We start from the raw sequence: 20,353 nt of genomic DNA on the forward strand, positions 1-20,353 counted from the left end.
GGTATTTTTTCAAGCTATATTAATTATATTTTATAAATATCTTGCATTGAATATAAAGCAGAAGGTTTATCTTGTAGCCAAATAGCGGCTTTAATTGCACCAATAGAAAAAGAATTTTTATTCAGAGCTTCGTGTTTTAAGGTGATTATTTCATCGTCACCTAGGAAAGATATTTCATGTATACCGTGAACATTTCCACCACGAAGCGAGGAAATACCTATTTCTTTTTCGCTTCTTAGTCTATTACCACGATTAAATGTTATATTTAATCCTTTTTTGCTTGCAATTGTTTCAGCAAGCATAACAGCAGTTCCTGAGGGTGAATCTTTTTTATTACGGTGATGCGTTTCTAGAATTTCAACATCGTAATCATCTAGTATTTTTGTTACTTCTTTAGCTAGATAGCTAAGCAAATTAGCTCCTATACTCATATTTGCAGAATATAAAACAGGTAAAGTTTGAGCTGCTTTTTCTAAAAGCTTAAAATGTTGAGGTTGGAGACCTGTGGTTCCGATTACTAATTTTGTATTATGTTTTAATGCATAATTAATTAATTTTTCTAATATTTCAGGGGTAGAAAAATCGATGATCACATCAGAATTTTTACAAAAATTATCTAAATCATCTAAATTATTAGTACTATTAAATTTTGCTGCAATTTTGCAATCTTTAAATTTATCTATTCTCTCTAGAATGGTTTCTCCCATTTTACCGGTAGAACCACTAAGACCGATATTTAACATATTGGCAATGTATACTCCTAATAAATGAACAGTAAGTAGACGAAGTTTAATTTGGACAAGAGCAAGGCGTCTAAAGTCCTTAGATCGCAGTGTATACTTTATAGTTCGAACCGCAGATCTTATTAGACGACGCAAATTTTTCAAATTAAACTAGGTTCTGTGAATATTTCTAATTGATTGGCTATTTTAAGGTCTTTTTTAGCGAAAATTAATAAGATTTTTGCTGGAATAGTTACTTATATTTCCAAAAATCTTATAATTTGCAGCAAAAAATAACCAAAATTAAATCTTTGTATACGATTTATGAAAATATAATAGAGGCTTTAAATCATTTTTAATAGCGGTATTTATTACTTCACCGATAAATATGACATGATCACCGGCATCGTAAGAAGCATATTTATTACACTCTATATGATAAGTTGCACCATTTATTAAAGGGCAATCAGTTTTGTTGCCAAGCTCATAATCAATTTTTGTAAATTTATTAGATTGTGATTTAGCAAAATGTTTTGAGATATCAATTTGATTCTCTGCTAAAATACTAATTGCAAACTTATCACTTTTTTGAAAACTGTTTATACTAAAAGAGTTTTTATTAAGGCAAAATAATATTAACGGCGGTTTTAAAGATACGGAAGTAAGAGAACTAGCAGTAAAGCCAAAAAGTTCGTTATTGCAATTTGTTGTTATAACAGTCACTCCCTGAGGGAATCGGCTCATAGCATCTTTAAATTGACTTTCTGTTACTGTCCCAGCCATTTTTTCATAATTTTGTTAATGGTTCCGTCTTTTTTTAATGAATCGATTGCCTCATTAATTTCATTAATTAGTCCTGAGTTTTTAGACATGCCTATAGCAAAATCGGATGAAAATTCTTCTAAAGTACTGCTTTCTAAATTTGAATTATTTTCTTTTAATTTTTTGCCTTGAAATTCCTCAGAAATAATAGCATCTATGACTCTGGCTTTTAATTCTTCAACCAACATTAAATGATTTGCTAAAGAATGAACTTTAATATTTATCGTCTGTGATAGATCATGTGCTTTTTTTTCTAAAACACTACCGAGCTGTACCCCTACTATTTTATTTTCTAGATCTTTGCTATTTTGTATATTATCACCTGTTCTATATATTATGGCAAATCTTGCAGTAGCATAATTATCGGAAAAGCTGATATATTCAGCACGCTCCGGTGTTACGGAAAGCTCCGCCACCGCAACATCAATATTTTCACTAACCAAAGCTGCAAGTAAACCGTTAAAGTCGAAGTTTTTTATGATAACTTTTTTATTTAGACGTTCGCTTATTGCTTTGATAATATCAATATCAATCCCAACAATCTCTCCGTCTTGGATAAATTCATAAGGAGGATTATCTGCGGCAGTACCGACTATTAAAGTTTTTTCCGTTTCTTTTTGTTCACAAGAAACTAGTAAGCAAGATAGTAAAAATATTTTCAGAAATTTCATAAAAATAATGTTTTAAGTTTGAGTATGTTCTGTGTCATCCTACGAGGCATTGCCCTTGTTGTACGGATATCAAATCGTCATTGAGAGGAAAATTACTGGGTAATTGATGAAGCAATTTCAGGATATTTGGCGAGATTGTCACGTAGCCTACGGCTGCTCGCAATGACGATGAAACCGAGCCATGCAACAAAGTCTATGGCTGTTTGCAATGACAGGAAAATCTATCCACGCGGGCAATACCTTCAAAGGAATAGCATCAAGAACTCAATTTCTCCTTTAAAAGCTGATTCACAAGCGTCGGATTAGCCTTACCGCCGGTTTTTTTCATTACCTGCCCTACAAAGAAACCGAATAATTTATCCTTACCACTTCTATAACCCTCTACTGATTCAGGATTTTCAGATATTACCTCGTCAATTATAGTGTTTAGCACGTTATTATCCGAAACTTGTACAAGTCCTTTTTCTTCTACTATTTTATCAGGTGCTTTACCGGTTTCAAACATAATTTCAAAAACGGTTTTTGCAATTTTACCGGAAATAGTATCATTTTCTATTAATTTTACCAGTTTTGCAAAGTTACTAGGGGTAATTTTGCATTCATTTATTCCTATCGATGCTTTATTTAATTGGCCAAATAATTCACTAGTTAGCCAATTAGTAAGCATTTTAGGGTTACATTCATTTGCTGCTTTCTCAAAATACCCAGCAACCGATTCATTGGCTACTATTACTTCGGCATCATATTTACTTAAGCTAAATTCCTTCATATATTTTTCAATCTTTTGATCAGGTAGCTCAGGTAAATTTGCTTTTAGCTCATTTATTAACTCATCAGAAATAACAAGCGGTAATAAATCGGGATCAGGAAAATATCTATAATCAATTGCTTCTTCTTTTAAACGCATAGTTCTTGTTTCGCCGCTATCGGCATTAAATAGGCGTGTTTCTTGAATTATTTCTTCACCGCTTTCAAGCAAGTCTACTTGTCTTTTAGCTTCAAATTCTATTGCTTTAATGATGTTACGAATTGAATTGATATTTTTAATTTCGCATCTTGTGCCGAGTGGTTCGCCGCTACGTCTTACTGAAATATTAGCATCGCAACGCATCGAGCCTTTTTCCATATCACCGTCACAGCTGCCAATATAACGTAACAAATTTCTTAGCTTTTTTACAAATTCAGCTGCTTCTTCCGGTGATGATATATCAGGTTCGGTCACAATTTCCATAAGTCCAATACCGGCACGATTCAAATCGATAAAGCTGTAATGTGGTGATTGATCATGCATAGATTTACCCGCATCTTGCTCTAAATGCAAACGGTTAATACGAATAGTTTTAAGATCGCCGGTACTAGTCGGTATTTCCATAGTGCCGTTTTGTACTATAGGATAGTAAAATTGCGAAATTTGGTAACCTTGCGGCAGATCGGCATAAAAATAATTTTTACGATCAAATACCGAATATTTATTTATTTTAGCTTTAAGCCCAAGCCCTGTTTTAATTGCTTGGTGTACACAATGCTTATTTAATACCGGTAACATCCCGGGCATTGCTGCATCAACATAGGCAACCTGCGAATTTGGATTTGCTGCAAAAATAGTACTACTTCCTGAAAAAAGCTTAGATTTTGAGGAAATTTGAGCATGGATTTCAAGCCCTATTACATATTCCCATTTCCCCGTATTACCTTCAATATATGCCATAATTAAAAACCCTTTGGCTCAAATTTAATATGTTTTACACCTGACTCAATGGTCGATGCTACTTTCAAAACATTATATTCGTCTAATTGTTTACCTATAATCTGTATCCCAAGAGGTAAACCGCGTGCCGATAATCCAGCAGGAACCGATGCACAAGGTAAACCGGCTAAACTTGCAGGAATAGTAAATAAATCGTTTAAATACATAATAGTCAGATCATTTTGTTTTTCACCAATCTTAAAAGCTGCAGTCGGGGCAGCCGGTAATAAAATGGCATCAACTTTTGCAAAAGCATTATTAAAATCGTTTGCAACTAAACGACGTACTTTTTGAGCTTTTAGATAATATGCATCCATACCACTAGATGATAGCACATATGTTCCAATCATAATACGACGTTTTACTTCCTCCCCAAATCCGGTTGATCTAGTCATTTCATACATTTCGTCAAGCGTCATATTTTCACGTTCTACTCGAAGACCGTATCTAACACCGTCATATCTAGATAAATTTGAAGAAGCTTCAGCCGGTGCTATTACGTAATAAACAGCAACACCGTATTTAGCATGCGGCAAAGTAATATCAACTATTTCAGCACCGGCGTTTTTAAGTAGTTCTATGGTATCCTGCCACATTTTCATGATATCAGGTTCAATAATATTGTCCTCACCAAGGTTAAGAGGTACGCCTATCCTCATATTTTTCATAGAACTTCCGATAGCGGATTGTAGCTCTGGAACTTCTGCTTTAATCGAAGTAGAATCTTTTTCGTCAAACCCCATCATCGCTTCAAGCATAATGCTACTGTCTAAAACGCTTCTAGTAAATATTCCTGCTTGATCAAGGGAGCTAGCAAACGATATCATTCCGTATCTTGAGCAACGACCATATGTCGGTTTAAAACCGACTAAACCCGTAAAGCTTGCAGGTTGACGTACCGAGCCGCCCGTATCGCTACCAAGAGCAGCAGATGCCATAAATCCGCTAACTGCCGCAGCTGAACCGCCTGAAGAACCGCCTGGCACTAAATCAGCATTATCATCATTTGCTTTCCAAGGGCTAATTACATTTCCAAAACAACTAGTGATATTTGCTGAACCCATAGCAAACTCATCCATATTGGTTTTGCCGAGCATCACACCGCCCTTATCAAAAATATTTTGTGTAACACTTGATTCATAATTAGGTATAAAATTTTTCAGTATATTAGAACATGCCGTAGTTCTAATTCCTTTCGTGCAGAAAAGATCTTTAGCGGCAAACGGGATACCCTCAAGGGTTCTTGCGTTATTTTGAGCATAATTTTGATCGGCTGCTTCAGCCTGTTTTAAAGCTAAGTCAAAAGTTTCGGTAACATAAGCATTTAGGTTTCTATGCTTCTCTATTTGTTTAATATGTGCACCTATTAATTCCGTACTTGTAAAATCTTTATTTTTTAGACCTTTTATACTATCTGCTACTGTTAGTTTGTTTAGTTCCGTCATAATTATTCAAAAACTTTTGGAGTGATAAAATATTTTACTTCTTTAGCCAGCTGAGCACTATTTCCACTTACATTATCAAATAACTCACTTGATAAATCAGAACTTGTAACGGTGTCCTCTCGCATTCTAGCATTCATATTAGAAACCGAAGTTAAAGGTTCTATATCTTTGCAATCTATTTCATTTAAAATATCGATCATATCCATAATAGTACTAAGCTGAGTAGAAAATTTTTCTACAGTATCTTCTTCAAATTTTAATCTAGCTAATTTTGCTATTTTCTGTGCTTCTTCTTTTGTTATCATAGTTTTATTATTTTGAGTGGTATAGTCTGATGTTATTCCCGTGAAGGCTTGCCTGTGTGTAACGGTATTTCTGTCATCCTGCGACTTGTGAGCTAGATCCTGGATACAGCCTGTGATACAAGGTTCTATAGCCGATTTTATTGCATGACTCCTTTATTTTATTAAGGCAAAAAAGCTAATTCTAATATATCGGCAACTTTTCCATATACTCATCTTGTAAAATTTCCTCTACTTCTTCTAGTAGTTTATTTTTTAATAATTCTTTATACTCATATGATGCAGTAATATGAGTAACTGGTATCCTGCCTGATTTTAATATAATTTCTGGAATTAAATCTCTAACTAATTTTGTCATTTTATTTTGTCAGTATAGATTCAATTTATGTCATTCTCGCTTGGCATTGTTGCATGGATCGATTTTTCTGGATTGCCACGTCGCTTCGCTCCTCGCAAGGTATTGTTGCGTGGATTAATTCCACCGCTGTCATCCCGCGACTTGATTGCGGAATCCAGTTAAAAATAAAATTATTAGCATTTTTTTATTGTTTTTATGGACCCCGTGGTCAAACCACGGGGTGACACAGTGGATTTTACTGGTCCACGCAACAAATCTAAAGCAGGAATGACATAGAAAATCAAACAGTCATTATTTCTTGTTCTTTTTGTTTTATTACCGAGTCAACTTTACTACTATAATCATCGGTTAGCTTTTGTACTTGTTCAGATAAGCTATGATGCTCATCTTTTGCGATAACGTTATCCTTTTCTAGCTTTTTAAGTGCTTCATTGCCGTCTCTTCTAATATTACGTAATGAAATTTTAGTATCTTCACCGTATTTATGAGCAAGCTTTACCAGTTCTTTACGTCTTTCTTCAGTTAAAGCCGGTATTGGCAGTCTGATTAATTGACCGTCCGTTGCAGGAGTTAAGCCAAGATTTGCTATCGTAATTCCTTTCTCTACCGATGATACCATAGATTTATCCCAAACCTGCACGTTAATTGTTCGTGCATCAGGGGTGGATAGAGAAGCAACTTGTGAAAGCGGCATTTTACTCCCGTAAGCTTCCACGGTTACGCTATCAAGTAAATTCACTGAAGCTCTACCGGTACGTAGCCCTTTAAGCTCATGATCTAAAACTTTTAGAGCTTTCTCCATCTTTTCTTGTAAGTTTTTCTTTAAATGCTCTTTATCCATCTTTATTTATCCATATATTATTATTAATACGCGAATTGAGACATTGTTATGTGTATTAGGAAATGCCCCTGATGTCATTCCCGCGTAGATTGGTTTTTCCGTCATTGCAAGGAAAAACTATAAGTTTTGACTAAGTAATCTAGTAAAAAATTCTGATCTACAGAATTTTTTATTATTTTTTCTAGATTGCCACGCAGCCTACGGCTGCTCGCAATGACGATTTAGTCTCTACGCAACAACACCTATGCGGGAATGACATAAAAATCATACAACAATTCACACTACAATATATTATTTCTCAATTGTCGTATATTCCCCTTTATCTTGTATTACTCTAGCAAAATTTCCCTGTTCTTTTATCGAAAATACCCTTATAGGTAATTTATTTTCTCTTGCAACTGCAATAGCTGCCGTATCCATGACTTGCAGGTTATTAGTTATAACATCTTTATAGCTAATAGTGAAATATTTTTTAGCATCCGGATTTTTTTTAGGGTCGGAATCATATACACCGTCAACCTGAGTTGCTTTTAATAAAATATCGCAATTCATTTCGATTGCGCGAAGTACTGCGGCACTATCGGTTGTACAAAACGGGTTACCCGTACCGCCGGCAAAAATTACTACACGCTTTTTTTCCATATGTCTTTTAGCTTTGCAGCGAATATAAGGTTCGCACACGCTCATCATAGGAATAGCCGATAGAACTCTTGTATAGATATTGAGGCTTTCCATAACGTTTTGTAAAGTTAAAGCATTAATCACCGTTGCAAGCATACCTATATAATCCGCTGAAGCTCGGTCCATACCGACAAGTGCTGCATTAATCCCGCGGTAAATATTTCCACCGCCGACTACAATAGCAACTTCTACTCCTAAATCGATAACTTCTTTAATATCGCTGGCAATCTTTTTTATTACGTCATATTCATGCCCAAATTGCTTATCTCCCATTAAAGCTTCCCCTGACACTTTAAGTAAAACTTTTTTATACTTCAGAGCGTTTATATCTGATATCATTTTCTGCTTCAAGTTGTTTTTAATATCTGCTTAATTTTTTTAATCATTATACCTCTTTGTAGGTCGGTAATCGATGATTTATTGAGTGCATGCACTAATAACATATTATTATTTATATCAAGTGTTACTGTACCTGGAGTTAGAGTAATCGAATTACCATAAATTATTTCGCCTATTTCTTCTAGCCCTTCTGCGTCAACCCATTCAAAAACCGGCTCTATTCCTATCTTTCTTTGCCAAATTATTTTAATAACCGCGAAAGCCGATTTCCATATTTCTAATAATAACCAAGGAAAATATAATATAAATTTAATTTTAGTGAGCATTAACATTTTCTTAATTTGATATTTGAAGTAAAAGGTATTAGTAGCATTATAAATACAAATAACAGCCCTATCATATTAAATATATTATTTATTGCAATTACAAAAGCATCATGATTTAATTTGTTTGCTAATAACAAATATGATGCTTTTTCAGGATTCAAAACTTTTCCGCTTAATAATTCAGTATAAGAATCTAGTTGTTCTAATGCCATTATAGAAGTAGACGAGATATTTTCCGATAAATATTGCATAAAGGTTTTAGTATCATTAGTAAGTATAGTACTGATTATTGCAAGCCCTACCGCTCCTCCTAAATTACGAGTAAGATTATAAAGCCCGCTAGCGTTACCTACTCTTTCTTTCGGCATATTGCCAAGAGCTATATTATTAGTTGGTATAAAACAAAACATTAATGAAAGTCCTCTAACAAATTGAGGAAGCACAAATGCAGCAAATTTAGAATCAGGCGTTAGAAAACTATTCAAATGACATCCAAGAGCAAACCCTCCAAGCCCTATAATAAGCATCAGGCGTAAATCTACCCCTAGCCCTAACATTCTACCGGCGAGTGGTGCAGATAAAAATTGTGCTCCGCCCGTCACCATCATAGTAGCCCCGATTTGTAATGTATCATATCCGGCAATAGTAAAGAGAAATAGCGGTAATATATATACTGCCCCGTATAATCCGATACCCATAACGAACGAATAAAGGCAACCAAAAGTAAAGTCTTTATAAAGAAATGTTTTTAAGTCTAAAATTGGATTAATAAAGGTTAGTTCTCTAATGATTAATAAAATAAAACCTAAAACTACTGCAATACTTAAGAATAATATTAAATTATCCTCAAGCCAACCTTTTTTGTTTCCTTCTTCTAACACATACTGTAATAAGCCGAGCGTTAAAGCCATTAATAATATACCGAGAAAATCAAAATTTTTCAGTAATTTATAATTTGGTTTATCAAAATCCCCATATAAAAAAACTACCGTGCATACGAAAATACCGGGTATGACGTTTAATAAAAACATAAAATGCCATGATAAAATCTCCGTAATATATCCACCGAGTGTAGGTCCTAAAGTAGGGGCAACAGTTACGACAAGTCCAATTAAGATAGTAACGATAGGACGTTGCGATGCAGGAAAAAGTATAAAAACGGTACTAAAGACCGTCGGTATCATAGCACCGCCAAAAAAGCCTTGTAATGCTCTAAAGATAATCATGGATTCAATATTAGTTGCAAGCGAACATAATACGCTCATAACCGTAAACCCTAAAGCTGCAATAAAATAAGAAATTCTAGTAGTAAGTAACCTTGCTAAAAAGCCGGTAATAGGAATAATGATAACTTCAGCTATTAAGTACGATGTTTGAACCCAAGAAAGTTCATCGCTTGAAGCGGCAAGACCAGCAGCTATTACGGATAATGAGCTAGCGACAATTTGAATATCAAGTACCGACATAAACATGCCGACAACCATACCAAAAAAAGCAAATAATTGCTTTTTAGAAAGAGCAGGCGGTTGTAAATTATCATTTGACATAATTAAATTATACAGTTTAAATTAAATAAAGTTAATAAGTGACATATATGTTTAAAATAAAAAATTATTGTACAACTTTTAATTTTTAATTAAACTATTTATTAGGATATAAGTAGACAAGACATAATATATGGTAATCATTTTATTTATATTTAGCAAATAATAAATATGTGATTGATTTATTAAAAATATTTACTATAATATTAATTAACTATAATTGATTTATCAATATGCAAAACCCAGCACAAAAAGTTATATCTTTTTCAGAGCATAAATCTGATATAGAACGCATAAAGAAATCAATAGAAGAGGGGTGGGCGATAGTAAAGCTAGTACCTAATAACGACCGTTTTATCGGACTTTTAGAAAAGATTTCGCATGCTGAAGATGAAACAATCTATATTCCTCCAAGAAAAAAGATAATAGTTAATTAACACGAATAGCGAATTATTACATAATCTGCTATTCGGCTTAAGAAGTTGAATATAAAAGGTGACAATTGGCTTTCACTTTATAAAGCTAAATATATGTTATTTTTTAGCAAAAACTTATAATTCTTTACAAAATATAATGGAATTACCTAAAAAAGGTAGTTTTGTTTTACACCATTATTAAAAAGACCTTATTGTCATTTCCGTGTAGCATTGGTGTTGTTGCATGGATTAATTCCACCCTGTCATCCTAGCTCATTTGTAGCGAGATCCAGTTTAAAATACTCAGGTGACCTTGCAGTTAATAAAGTGCATTACCGCAGTTGCTACAATCTGGCCTATATTTATGGCTCAGGGAATCACGAATGACGTCATGTTCTCTTGTTACCGTCCTGCTCTAAACGACTGTAAGCACTTAGCAATATCCCGTTATTAGAAATTAAAGCCGGAGTAACGCTCCCTGCTATTTTATTCGCTATCTTCTGGCCTAAACCAGATAGTGCGTTGTTATTTACAGCATTTACTGCGAGTTCCGTTACTTTTTCTATCGCTATCATCTTCGCCAGCTGTACTCCCGCGATGCTTTTGCTAGCTCTATGATGGTCTTAAAAAAGTTGCCCACTTCAATCTTTCAAGCATTTTGATAGTTCAATACTCATAGGTCTTATTGGTAAAGGTTTATTTTCTGCTATAGCTTGCTGACGTTCTTTCGTGATTGCTTCCCAGTATCTGTAATCTTCATCTTGTCTTTTCATTAAATCAAATTGGGCAAGGTAGTATTTAGCTTTTCTTGAGCCTTTGTCACTTCTCCATCTTTAGCGTGTAAAAATTCTATTAAATGCGGGACATCTTCTGGAAATAGTCTTGGATTACACATTTGTATATAATTTACTATCAATAACCAACCTAAATTACGTCTATCCTTTTTAGAATATTTAGGATAATTTATATATTTTTCATCATCCATAAAAACATAATCGAAATATTCTTATAATATTTCTCCAGTATCATATAATTCGCCTAAATGAAAATGATATTGTTGATAATGTTTTAACATTACTTCTAAAAAGTCACCTAAATTTTCTAAGGTTATATCTTCTACTGCTTTAAATTCTACAGAATCAAAGAAATATAAATCTATATATTCTTGAAGTGTTTTTCTGATATATGCATCTTCTTCATTTATTTTTTCATACCATAATTTATCTGTCATTGTTTATTTCATTTTGTTATTCCAATAATTTATACCGCTTCGAGGTTTCATTATTATTACCTTATTTGCATATTTTTGTTGTGATTAGGTTATTTTTTAAAACAGCATCTCTCTCTATTTCTTGATATGTCCTTACATGAGCTACATTACCACCTGTATTATCAAATATTACAAACTGGTCATTTTTTATATCAACAGCAATAAGTCTTTCAGTATCATTACTTATTTTATAAGCATTTTTTAAAACTGCTTTAGGTGCTTTAGATGCTGGACTTTTTGACCACTTGGATTGATGGTGATAATAAATGATTAGTATTTTAAGTTGTTTTTTTGGATATCGTGGTCAAGCCACGGTATGACACGAATGCGTTTTTCTATACATTATTAGTATATCAGGTTCTACCACGCCTATCACAAATAGGACTATAGTTTTATTTAGAAGATGGTGCCAATGTGGGGATTTGAACCCCAGACCTACGCATTACGAATGCGCCGCTCTACCAGCTGAGCTACATCGGCTGAAATATGATTATATTATGCTGAGATACGGACTCCTACGAGACATGTTTCGTCATTGCGAGCGATGACTGACAAGGAGCGTGGCAATCCAATAAAAAATTTTAAAATGCTAAAGACTAGCATCCTTAATTGGACCCCGTGGTCAAGCTACGGGGTGACAATGAAACATCTTTATAAATGCGTCGAAAATCTTAAATGGAAATGCTGCGTATCGTCATATTTCTTCTTCTTAACCGGGAAACCCCAATCCATTCTGATCGGTGCAAAACGTGTTACCCAAATAAAGCCGAAACCAACGGAAGCTCTAAGAGATTTATCGTTATAAAAACCGTTTGGAGTTTGATATTGTTTCTTATTTAGGCCTACTCCCCAAACGCTTCCTAAATCCATAAAGACTGCACCGGTTAAATTAAATTCCTCAGGTATAGGTGTTGGGAAATTAAGCTCTGTTGAGAATGTGTAATATCGCTCACCGCCAAGTCCTTCGTTAGTGACCTTTTCACGAGGTCCTACACCACCGCTTGCAAAGCCTCTTAAACTATAATCACCTAAATTAAATCGATCGGAAATTCTAATAATTTTTCCTCCAAGCCCTGCAATATCGCCTCCGGAAACAGATAATTTTAAAGTAAGCTTGTTATGTATGAAAGACTTATAATATTTACCGTCAACTTCATGCTTTATATATTTGTTATCACCTCCAACGCCGGCAAATTCTTGTGTGCCGCTTACTAAATAACCGTTCTTTGGAACAATTTTATTATCGGTTTGATCATAAGTAATAGTATGTCCTATAGCAGAAGTAATGAATCTTCCCATTTGCTCCTTTAAGAATATTGAGCTTGATGGAGTTGGAGCACTTAAAATATCACGTTTGATTAAATAATCTATTTCGTGACCTAAATCCTCTTTAATTTCATAACCAAGAGAAGTTTTGACTCCTATAGAGTGTAACTTATAGCTTTGATCAGTTGTATTTAATACACTAGCACCGCGTCCGGTATAGTTTCTAAATGCGTTTACGCCAAGTGATAAATCACGATCTAAAAAGTGCGGTGCGGTAATACCACCGTAATAGCTTGTAGTGTTTTTACTTACTTGCACACCGGTATTAAGCAGTTTCCCGGTACCGACTAAATTACGCTCTAAGAAAGAGAAACGTCCGAATAAACCGCCAGCAGTATTATATCCTAAATCAAAACCTATAGAGGAAGTAGATTTTTCATCAACTTCAACGTTAACATCATATTTATCTTTAGCTTTAGTCGGAGCTAAGCTAATTGCTACTTTCTCAAAATAATCTAAATTTCTAAGATTACGCTCACCTTTTTCAATATATGAACGATTAATTATATCACCTTCTTCTATTTTAAATTCTCTTCTTATAACAGGGTCTTCGGTTTTAAGGTTATTAATAATATTAATTTTCTTAATATAAACCTTATCGGCTTTTTCAATAATAAATTTAATATCTGCAGTATGATTAGCATTTTTCATTATATCCGGATAAACATTTACCGCAGGGTAACCGTTCGCTGTAAAATATTCTCCGATTTTTTCAGCTATATCATCAACCTTTTTCATATTGAAAACCTTGCCTTGCTTAATATTAACAATTTTATTAAGCTGTGTTATATCTATATTAGTTAATTTATTGTCTATTGTAATATTACCGAAGCTATATTTTTCTCCCTCTTCAATGGAATAGGTAAGGGTGAAATATTCTTTAGTATTATTGAGTTCTGCCGATGCCGAAATTACTCTAAAATCTGCAAAACCTACAGATTGATAAAACTCTCTCAGTAATTCTTTATCATACTCCACTCTATCAGGATCGTAAGTATCGTTACTTTCTAAAAAACGAAACCAACGAGATTCTTTAGTTAAAACAATAGATTTAAGTTCTGAATCACTATAATTTTCATTACCGCTAAAATAAATATATTTAATACCGGTTTTTGGTCCTTCGGCTATATCAAAAATAACCTTAACTCTGTTGTTTTCTAAATTTTCGATTTTAGGTGTGACCGTAGTAGCAAAACGTCCGCTACGTTTATAAATTTCTAATATTTTCTTTACATCTAATTCAATTTTAGCTTGGCTAAGAGATTCACCCGACATTGTGTAAATTTCTTTAGCGAGCATATTAGTTTTGATTTTAGAATTACCGCTAAATACTACACTACTTATAAAAGGCGTTTCAGTAACGTTAACTATTAAATTACCATCATTTGTTATATGCATATTTATATTTCTAAAAAGTGAGGTGGCATATAAACGTTTTATTACCTCATCTTCTTTAGAATTATTATAGGTTTCTCCTACCTTAAGCTTTAAATAGCTTTCAATAGTAGAACGCTCAACCCTATGGTTACCTTCGATAGTTATTTTACGAATTACAGAGTTAGCTAATGAAATATGATAATAAAAAATCGTTAATAATAAAATTGTTAACTTACTAATTGATCTGATTGTCACCTAAAACCTTCTTTAAGATTTAATTTAAATTTCTGTGTTTAAACCCAATGTCATCCCGTGGCTTGACCACGGTAAAAAATAATAAATTAGATACCGCGTTCAAGTCGCGGTATGACAAAGAACTGGATTCCCGCTTTTAGCTAAGAATAATACAAAGTTCTCCTAACTAATGCATTCAAACATAATTAATGTACTCCACTATAGTAGATAATATAAACGAGAGCAAGCAAATCTATAATTTAGGAAAACAAATTTTGTATATCGTTGGAAACAGCAATTATAATAAGAAAAATTATGATTATTGCTCCTAATTGTAACAAAATATTTTTAGTCTTAGGATTCGGTAATTTACCTGTAATTGCTTCATATAATATAAATACTAAATGTCCGCCGTCAAGCACCGGTATAGGTAGTAAGTTAAGTAACCCTAAATTAACGGAAAGCATTGCTATAAATAACAGATACATTTGGGTTCCACCAGCTATAGATTTGCCTGACTCTTTAGCAATAGCTATCGGCCCTCCTATCTCATCAAATGAACGTTTTCCTACAATCACTTGCGATATTGCGTTTAGAGTTAAAGCAGACATATCTATAGTAGTATTAATAGCTTCCCAGAATCCTCCTAAAATTCCTATTTTAGTATGAATAGGTTCATTTTTAGCTATAATACCGATGCGAAGAGTTTTCTTAACTTGCTTTTCTTCGGTAGGTGATATAATTATTTCTTGAGGCATTATATTAACGATAAATTCCTCACTTTTTCTTTCTATAGTTAAAGTAGAAGAGCTAAAACCGTTAATTAATATCTCTCTCTGCACGTCTCCGAAATCTTTAACAGATTTATCGTTAACCTTAACAATTTTATCTCCTGCTCTTAAGTTTGCTCTCTCTGCCGGTGATGAAGCTACTACATCACCTATTATAGGAGGAATCTCTGTTTTTCCAAAGTAACAATAAAAACCTGCAAATATTATTATGGCAAGTAAATAATTAATTAACGGACCTGCTGCAACTATTAAAAAACGTTCTAAACAAGATTTAGCATCAAAAGCTACTTTTTCGTTAACTTCTTTAGTCTTATCCATAAGGCTGCGATCATAGCCGTAAATCTTGACATAACCGCCAAGCGGTATAAGGCAAATCTTCCACCTAACTCCTTTTTTATCGGTAATGCCTATTAGTGCTTTACCGAAACCTATCGAGAACTCCTCAACTTTTACATTAAAATATCTAGCAATACAATAATGCCCAAATTCATGGATAAATACCAAGATACTAATTGTTATAATAAATCCTATTATAGAGAGCATAAAAATTTTATAAGTTTACTAATAAATTATTTTAAGGTATACATTGCAAGGTTATAGATATCATTTCGTCGTTGTGAGTGGACGTTGCTCTTTGGTTTCCGATGTCATTCCCGCGAAAGCGGGAATCCACAGAAAAAAAATGAAGTAATCCAAATGTATTAGTTTTAAAAACTAATAGTATTTATGTTTTTTAATTACTGGATTCCCGCTTTCACGGGAATGACATCACGCCATATCACACTCGCAATGACGAAAATTAAATTTTAAATTTCTTTTCTTTATGAGTTCAAATAAAATTAATAAAAAGTCTATTGCACGTATTGCAGCAGTGCAAGCTATTTATCAAAACATATTGCAAAATAACGACGATATGGATGATATCATGCAAAATGTACTTTCTTTTTATCAAAATAATAATTCTATAACAGATTTACCTGAGAATTTAAAAATATCATTAAGTATAAGTCATTTTAAAATGCTGGTAAAGTCAGTATTTGAAAATATTAATAAACTAGACGAAATTATCGACAATCATTTAACAAATGATAAAGATCCTGCACATATGCCGATCTTACTCCGAGCTTTATTGCGTGTTAGTATATGTGAGCTATTATTTTGCCCTACTACGCCTGCTAAAGTAGTAATCAACGAATATACGGACATAGCAAATGATATGTTAAATGAGCATGAAATTGGTTTTGTTAATTCTGTATTAGATAAAATAGCAAAAGAGCATACTCGTTTAATTTGAAAAATTGGCTACAAGTACTGTGGTACTCAAGTATTATTAACGGCTTTCGTGCCTCGTCTTGTGGATTCCTTGCTCTTTTCCAGGTTAAACTTCGTCTACTTATTCTTCATTATATTTATAAGTATAAAAGATTTTATGACAAATAATTTAAGCGGTTATAGAAATAAATTTGTTAGAGTTAAGACTTCTAAAAAACGCACCGTCTCTTCTAGTAATTGGCTTAGACGCCAATTAAACGATCCGTATGTTGCAAAAGCACGTATAGACGGTTTTAGGTCGAGAGCTGCATATAAACTACTTGAAATTCATGAAAAATTTAAACTTTTTACTCCTAACATGAAAATTGTTGATCTAGGAGCAGCTCCTGGGGGATGGAGTCAAGTAGCTTCCAAGCTTATTAAAGCTTCGGATAATAACCTAAATAATAAAATAATCTCTATCGATGTGTTAGAAATCGAACATATTGCTGGAGTTGAATTTTTTCAAAAGGACTTTTTTGAAGCAGATACGGAAGAATTAATTATTCAGGCTTTAGACGGTAGAGCTGATATAGTAATGAGTGATATGGCATCAAATACCATAGGTCATAAAGCTACAGACCATATAAGAACCTTACTTTTATGTGAGCAAGCTTTTGAATTTGCTTTAAAAGTACTAAAACCCTCCGGTCATTTTATCGCTAAAATTTTTCGTGGCGGTGCAGAAAATGAATTATTACATAAAGTAAAGCGTGAATTTAAAACAGTGAAACATTTTAAACCTTCATCCAGCCGCAGTGAATCTACGGAAATCTATTTAGTTGCTCTAAATAAGAAATAATGAATATGAAAGGCGAAAGGTGATTTCTGCCTATAAATTTATTATACATGTTATTTTTTTATTTAACATATTAGAGGATATAGATGATAATTACTTATATCTCCTGTTGTTTGGACTTCCTGAGCATATTCTTGACTGCAGCTTTGAAAATTATTATACATCCCAACTAAATTAGCTCCGGTTTCAGTTTCAACTATTTGATTATATAAATTATTTTTTAAATTTAGAGTATTTTTAGCATATTTTGGTGTTGCTGCTTCCCAATCATCTATGGTTAAAGTAATATTCTGTTTCAAATCAGAAAAATTAACAAGTCCATGTTTACTGATTCCGGCTATGATTTCTTCAAAGCCTTCGACTATTCCATTAATTCCTAGATATTTTGTAACTTTTTGTTTGGCAAAATGATATAAATATGATGCCCATTCTTCTGATTGTGATAGTGCTGTTTTTTTACCAGGAAGTACCATTGTTGTTTTTCCAAAATGCTTATTAGTAATATTAATAAGATTATGTTTTGCATTATATATCTTAGAATGGGTAGCTAGCTCTTGTATTGGAGTTGTTACTTTTCCGGTAAATAAATTTTTTTCTATGCCTCTTTCAATTATCGGTTTTGAGCCAGGGCTGTCAAAAGTTATAGATTTATTAAAATTTAGGTTGCGAGAATGTATTTCTACTAAGGTTAAATCTGCAATTATTGCTCCAAGTGAATGACCGCTAGTATTAAAACTATATTCTGTGGCTTTACTTAAGCCGCCTAATTTGTTAATTATTTCATTAACAAAATCCTGAAGTGGAGTTAGTTTAGTAGGTAAATAGTGCAGAGCGATAAGCAAGTCGTCTAATAAATCATATATATTGAATTTTGTGCCGGCACTAGCAATATGAACTTCTTTAGTTTCTTTATTTATAAATGCGACGGCTTTATAATCATATTTAGCAGTGTTGATATTATCACATGAAGCAGTCAGTATTTCCCAGCCGCTATCTGTTAATTGTTCATTGACCTTTGATGCTTTTAGCTTATAAATATTTAAATCATCTGTTTTATATGCGAGGTCTAAACCTATATAAGCAAGCTTTTTAGTGCTAATATGTTTAGAATTTTTGTACGTAGGCATATCTACCTCTTTTTGATTAGTTTACCATAAAATATGGTTTTTTCTAAAAAATGTCAAGTCAAATATTAATGTTTATTAATCTATTATTCAATAAAGGATTGATATCTGATTACTTTTGTTGTATAGTGCATTTGTAACCATGAAATATGGTGACTTAAATAAGGAGATAGACTATGTTGACATTATTAATACGAAACTTATTCGGAAGTAGTAAACCGATTACTTACTTATCTTTAATAGAAAAAGCAAAAGCAGATTATAGTTTTTATACAAAATTAGCATCGGGAAGCTTTTTTGTAGGTATAAGTAGTTTTTTTTCATCTAGTAGTTGGTTAAGCAAAATACCTTTAATAACAGGGGGTGTTTTTGGTACTAGTTATGGGGCAAAAGGCATTATGGAGAGTAATGAACAAATAAAGCTTTTTACTCAAGCTCATGAAGCAACTAAAGTTGAAGAGTATTTGGCTACTTCGGGGTTAGGAAGTTTTGTATACGGTACTGCTATAGATAAAAACGGTATAGATAAATTTACCGGTAAATATATTGAAGGAACAAACGGTAAGATAATATCTAATGCAATAACTCGCGTACCAACCTTAAGTTTAACGGAAGACGGCGTTGGTTACAAACATAATGGTGGCTATGAAATAGTAGAATCAACAGATCGTGCGTTATATCAGGCAATACCTGGCGTGAAAGGACAATATACAAATAAATTAGTTCTAGATACTAGTATTCTTCCTTTACATGCTTGTATTATTCAGCAGCTAATACAAAATGGCTATTCAAGTGAAGATATTGAAAAAGCTTTAAGTTTAGAAACTGTTGCAAAGAGAGAAAGTTACAAAAATAAGCAATTAGCAGAATACAAGCCAAATTTGACAAGTAAGTTATGGCATGGTACAGAAAAAGCTATGCAAAATAAAGTAGTAGAACTTTCAAAAGAAATACAGAAATATGCTGAAATAAATGAAGCTTATGAAGAATTATTTAATTATCATACTTCCAGTACTAGTGAAGAACAAGAAGAGCAGTTTTATAGCCTTGATTATAATAATCTTAATGATGATCAAACTCAAATCTTAGGAGATGAAGGATATATATCTGATATTGCCTAGTAACTAAATACAAAGCTTTCTAAAGAGTAAGGTTATAGATCTATAACCTTACTCTTTTTTATTTAATAACCTCTTTAGCTCTCCGTTCAAAAGCTATAATCATTTTTTCGGTTGCTTTGGTAAAATAAGTGCTGATTAATTTATCCAGTATTACGGATTTCATTTTAAAATCAATAAAGAATTTTAATTCAGTTCCTGCCGTGTATGGAACAAATTGCCAAGTACTTTTTAAATATTCAAAAGGTCCTGAAATAGCTACTGTATTAATCAAATATATTCCATCATCTGTTATTTCGCGTGTAACTCGTGAGTTATATTTTTCTGAAAAGCCTTTTAACTGAATTACTAATTCAGCAATAACCTCTTGATTATTTTCTGAAATAATTCTAGAAGCAGAACACCAAGGCAAGAATTTAGGATAAGATTTTACATCCCAGACCAAATCAAACAATTCTTGCGGTTTATAGGGTAAAATTTTAGTGTGTTGAAGGCAAGGCATTAGAAATCTGTGACTTTACCTTTATGCTGCCAGTCCCCGTATCTTGTCGGTTCTAGACCTTTAACACCGCCAATTTCTTTTTCTTTTGGTAAATTTGCTTCTTCTGATATATTATGAGACATCTTTCCAAACTTCGCTTCTAGAGGTAATTTAGACGTCGGTCCGGTACTCGCATCCTCACGTATGTCCATATACGCTGTGGTGCTGAGTTCCGTGTCTCCTGTAAATTCCTCTCTATAAGTTGGTTTGGAAAGATGTCTATTATCTTTTTTATCGTCCATAGTACT

General features: G+C 33.1%; 20 protein-coding genes, 1 tRNA gene and 2 pseudogenes. 4 read left to right on the top strand and 19 right to left on the bottom strand.

What is annotated here, in order from left to right; translation table 11 throughout:
- Positions 1-23 precede the first annotated feature (23 nt).
- The 11 genes and pseudogenes from dapB to RJP_RS01080 all read right to left on the bottom strand — a co-directional run bounded on the left by dapB (position 24) and on the right by RJP_RS01080 (position 9,801).
- Positions 24-743, bottom strand: a complete 720-nt coding sequence (dapB, locus tag RJP_RS01035; protein ID WP_012150406.1) for a 4-hydroxy-tetrahydrodipicolinate reductase — start codon at positions 741-743, stop codon at positions 24-26.
- Between the two features lie 282 nt (positions 744-1,025).
- Positions 1,026-1,505 (bottom strand): flavin reductase family protein, encoded by a 480-nt coding sequence (locus RJP_RS01040; protein WP_014013901.1) that lies wholly within the window; start codon positions 1,503-1,505, stop codon positions 1,026-1,028.
- Complete coding sequence (locus tag RJP_RS01045) at positions 1,490-2,215, bottom strand: ABC transporter substrate-binding protein (protein ID WP_014120541.1); 726 nt, start codon at positions 2,213-2,215, stop codon at positions 1,490-1,492. Before RJP_RS01045 ends, RJP_RS01040 begins: the two co-directional genes overlap by 16 nt.
- A gap of 256 nt (positions 2,216-2,471) precedes the next feature.
- A complete protein-coding gene (gatB, locus tag RJP_RS01050) occupies positions 2,472-3,923 on the bottom strand; it encodes an Asp-tRNA(Asn)/Glu-tRNA(Gln) amidotransferase subunit GatB (RefSeq protein ID WP_014120542.1) in 1,452 nt (483 codons plus the stop codon).
- Between the two features lie 2 nt (positions 3,924-3,925).
- A complete protein-coding gene (gatA, locus tag RJP_RS01055) occupies positions 3,926-5,407 on the bottom strand; it encodes an Asp-tRNA(Asn)/Glu-tRNA(Gln) amidotransferase subunit GatA (protein WP_014120543.1) in 1,482 nt (493 codons plus the stop codon).
- A 2-nt stretch (positions 5,408-5,409) separates the two neighbouring features.
- Positions 5,410-5,712, bottom strand: a complete 303-nt coding sequence (gatC, locus tag RJP_RS01060; protein WP_014120544.1) for an Asp-tRNA(Asn)/Glu-tRNA(Gln) amidotransferase subunit GatC — start codon at positions 5,710-5,712, stop codon at positions 5,410-5,412.
- Between the two features lie 181 nt (positions 5,713-5,893).
- A complete protein-coding gene (locus tag RJP_RS09515) occupies positions 5,894-6,067 on the bottom strand; it encodes a nucleoside triphosphate pyrophosphohydrolase family protein (protein ID WP_014120545.1) in 174 nt (57 codons plus the stop codon).
- 280 nt (positions 6,068-6,347) lie between these two features.
- On the bottom strand, positions 6,348-6,908 hold the full coding sequence (gene frr / locus RJP_RS01065) for a ribosome recycling factor (RefSeq protein ID WP_014013906.1): 561 nt from the start codon (positions 6,906-6,908) through the stop codon (positions 6,348-6,350).
- A 291-nt stretch (positions 6,909-7,199) separates the two neighbouring features.
- Entirely contained in the window at positions 7,200-7,928 is a 729-nt protein-coding gene (pyrH, locus tag RJP_RS01070; protein WP_014013907.1) for a UMP kinase, read from the bottom strand.
- Positions 7,929-7,936: 8 nt separating this feature from the next.
- Complete coding sequence (locus RJP_RS01075; protein ID WP_004996606.1) at positions 7,937-8,260, bottom strand: monovalent cation/H+ antiporter subunit E; 324 nt, start codon at positions 8,258-8,260, stop codon at positions 7,937-7,939.
- Positions 8,244-9,801: pseudogene (locus RJP_RS01080) on the bottom strand (DHA2 family efflux MFS transporter permease subunit). Before RJP_RS01080 ends, RJP_RS01075 begins: the two are co-directional and overlap by 17 nt.
- A 230-nt stretch (positions 9,802-10,031) precedes the next feature.
- Here RJP_RS01080 and RJP_RS01085 point away from each other — a divergent pair.
- Positions 10,032-10,235 carry a DUF2674 domain-containing protein gene (locus tag RJP_RS01085; protein ID WP_004996604.1) on the top strand — a complete coding sequence of 68 codons (204 nt, stop codon included), beginning with the start codon at positions 10,032-10,034 and terminating at the stop codon, positions 10,233-10,235.
- Positions 10,236-10,603: 368 nt separating this feature from the next.
- Here RJP_RS01085 and RJP_RS01090 read toward each other — a convergent pair whose 3' ends face one another.
- The 5 genes and pseudogenes from RJP_RS01090 to rseP form a co-directional block, all read right to left on the bottom strand.
- A complete protein-coding gene (locus RJP_RS01090) occupies positions 10,604-10,789 on the bottom strand; it encodes a hypothetical protein (protein ID WP_014013909.1) in 186 nt (61 codons plus the stop codon).
- Between the two features lie 66 nt (positions 10,790-10,855).
- Positions 10,856-11,445: pseudogene (locus RJP_RS11220) on the bottom strand (hypothetical protein).
- Positions 11,446-11,888: 443 nt separating this feature from the next.
- Positions 11,889-11,964: transfer RNA gene (locus RJP_RS01100), tRNA-Thr, on the bottom strand.
- Between the two features lie 171 nt (positions 11,965-12,135).
- Positions 12,136-14,442 (bottom strand): outer membrane protein assembly factor BamA, encoded by a 2,307-nt coding sequence (gene bamA, locus RJP_RS01105; protein WP_014120548.1) that lies wholly within the window; start codon positions 14,440-14,442, stop codon positions 12,136-12,138.
- Between the two features lie 239 nt (positions 14,443-14,681).
- Positions 14,682-15,755 (bottom strand): RIP metalloprotease RseP, encoded by a 1,074-nt coding sequence (rseP, locus tag RJP_RS01110; protein WP_014013911.1) that lies wholly within the window; start codon positions 15,753-15,755, stop codon positions 14,682-14,684.
- Between the two features lie 280 nt (positions 15,756-16,035).
- Between rseP and nusB the strand changes: the two genes are divergently transcribed.
- Together nusB and RJP_RS01120 are read left to right on the top strand one after the other, a co-directional pair.
- Positions 16,036-16,506, top strand: a complete 471-nt coding sequence (gene nusB, locus RJP_RS01115; protein ID WP_012152483.1) for a transcription antitermination factor NusB — start codon at positions 16,036-16,038, stop codon at positions 16,504-16,506.
- A gap of 135 nt (positions 16,507-16,641) precedes the next feature.
- A complete protein-coding gene (locus RJP_RS01120; RefSeq protein ID WP_014013913.1) occupies positions 16,642-17,325 on the top strand; it encodes an RlmE family RNA methyltransferase in 684 nt (227 codons plus the stop codon).
- A 62-nt stretch (positions 17,326-17,387) separates the two neighbouring features.
- Here the strand turns inward: RJP_RS01120 and RJP_RS01125 are convergent, their stop codons facing one another.
- Complete coding sequence (locus tag RJP_RS01125) at positions 17,388-18,449, bottom strand: hypothetical protein (RefSeq protein WP_014120549.1); 1,062 nt, start codon at positions 18,447-18,449, stop codon at positions 17,388-17,390.
- 173 nt (positions 18,450-18,622) lie between these two features.
- Here RJP_RS01125 and RJP_RS01130 point away from each other — a divergent pair, with 173 nt between their 5' ends.
- Positions 18,623-19,567 carry a hypothetical protein gene (locus RJP_RS01130; protein ID WP_014120550.1) on the top strand — a complete coding sequence of 315 codons (945 nt, stop codon included), beginning with the start codon at positions 18,623-18,625 and terminating at the stop codon, positions 19,565-19,567.
- Positions 19,568-19,625: 58 nt separating this feature from the next.
- Here RJP_RS01130 and RJP_RS01135 read toward each other — a convergent pair whose 3' ends face one another.
- Together RJP_RS01135 and RJP_RS01140 are read right to left on the bottom strand one after the other, a co-directional pair.
- A complete protein-coding gene (locus RJP_RS01135; protein ID WP_014013916.1) occupies positions 19,626-20,066 on the bottom strand; it encodes a type II toxin-antitoxin system RatA family toxin in 441 nt (146 codons plus the stop codon).
- Positions 20,066-20,347 carry a DUF1674 domain-containing protein gene (locus RJP_RS01140; RefSeq protein ID WP_014120551.1) on the bottom strand — a complete coding sequence of 94 codons (282 nt, stop codon included), beginning with the start codon at positions 20,345-20,347 and terminating at the stop codon, positions 20,066-20,068. The genes RJP_RS01135 and RJP_RS01140 overlap by 1 nt, the downstream gene beginning before the upstream one ends.
- Between the last annotated feature and the right edge of the window lie 6 nt (positions 20,348-20,353).

It is taken from the genome of Rickettsia japonica YH (assembly GCF_000283595.1).
Classification (GTDB): Bacteria; Pseudomonadota; Alphaproteobacteria; order Rickettsiales; family Rickettsiaceae; genus Rickettsia; species Rickettsia rickettsii.

Coding starts and splice junctions, on each gene's coding strand:
- RJP_RS01120 (WP_014013913.1), top strand. CDS start 16,642: ATGACAAATAATTTAAGCGGTTATAGAAATAAATTTGTTAGAGTTAAG.
- RJP_RS01040 (WP_014013901.1), bottom strand. CDS start 1,505: ATGGCTGGGACAGTAACAGAAAGTCAATTTAAAGATGCTATGAGCCGA.
- RJP_RS09515 (WP_014120545.1), bottom strand. CDS start 6,067: ATGACAAAATTAGTTAGAGATTTAATTCCAGAAATTATATTAAAATCA.
- RJP_RS01130 (WP_014120550.1), top strand. CDS start 18,623: ATGTTGACATTATTAATACGAAACTTATTCGGAAGTAGTAAACCGATT.
- nusB (WP_012152483.1), top strand. CDS start 16,036: ATGAGTTCAAATAAAATTAATAAAAAGTCTATTGCACGTATTGCAGCA.
- gatB (WP_014120542.1), bottom strand. CDS start 3,923: ATGGCATATATTGAAGGTAATACGGGGAAATGGGAATATGTAATAGGG.
- RJP_RS01135 (WP_014013916.1), bottom strand. CDS start 20,066: ATGCCTTGCCTTCAACACACTAAAATTTTACCCTATAAACCGCAAGAA.
- RJP_RS01140 (WP_014120551.1), bottom strand. CDS start 20,347: ATGGACGATAAAAAAGATAATAGACATCTTTCCAAACCAACTTATAGA.
- gatC (WP_014120544.1), bottom strand. CDS start 5,712: ATGATAACAAAAGAAGAAGCACAGAAAATAGCAAAATTAGCTAGATTA.
- RJP_RS01085 (WP_004996604.1), top strand. CDS start 10,032: ATGCAAAACCCAGCACAAAAAGTTATATCTTTTTCAGAGCATAAATCT.
- rseP (WP_014013911.1), bottom strand. CDS start 15,755: ATGCTCTCTATAATAGGATTTATTATAACAATTAGTATCTTGGTATTT.
- RJP_RS01045 (WP_014120541.1), bottom strand. CDS start 2,215: ATGAAATTTCTGAAAATATTTTTACTATCTTGCTTACTAGTTTCTTGT.
- RJP_RS01125 (WP_014120549.1), bottom strand. CDS start 18,449: ATGCCTACGTACAAAAATTCTAAACATATTAGCACTAAAAAGCTTGCT.
- frr (WP_014013906.1), bottom strand. CDS start 6,908: ATGGATAAAGAGCATTTAAAGAAAAACTTACAAGAAAAGATGGAGAAA.
- pyrH (WP_014013907.1), bottom strand. CDS start 7,928: ATGATATCAGATATAAACGCTCTGAAGTATAAAAAAGTTTTACTTAAA.
- RJP_RS01075 (WP_004996606.1), bottom strand. CDS start 8,260: ATGTTAATGCTCACTAAAATTAAATTTATATTATATTTTCCTTGGTTA.
- gatA (WP_014120543.1), bottom strand. CDS start 5,407: ATGACGGAACTAAACAAACTAACAGTAGCAGATAGTATAAAAGGTCTA.
- dapB (WP_012150406.1), bottom strand. CDS start 743: ATGTTAAATATCGGTCTTAGTGGTTCTACCGGTAAAATGGGAGAAACC.
- RJP_RS01090 (WP_014013909.1), bottom strand. CDS start 10,789: ATGATAGCGATAGAAAAAGTAACGGAACTCGCAGTAAATGCTGTAAAT.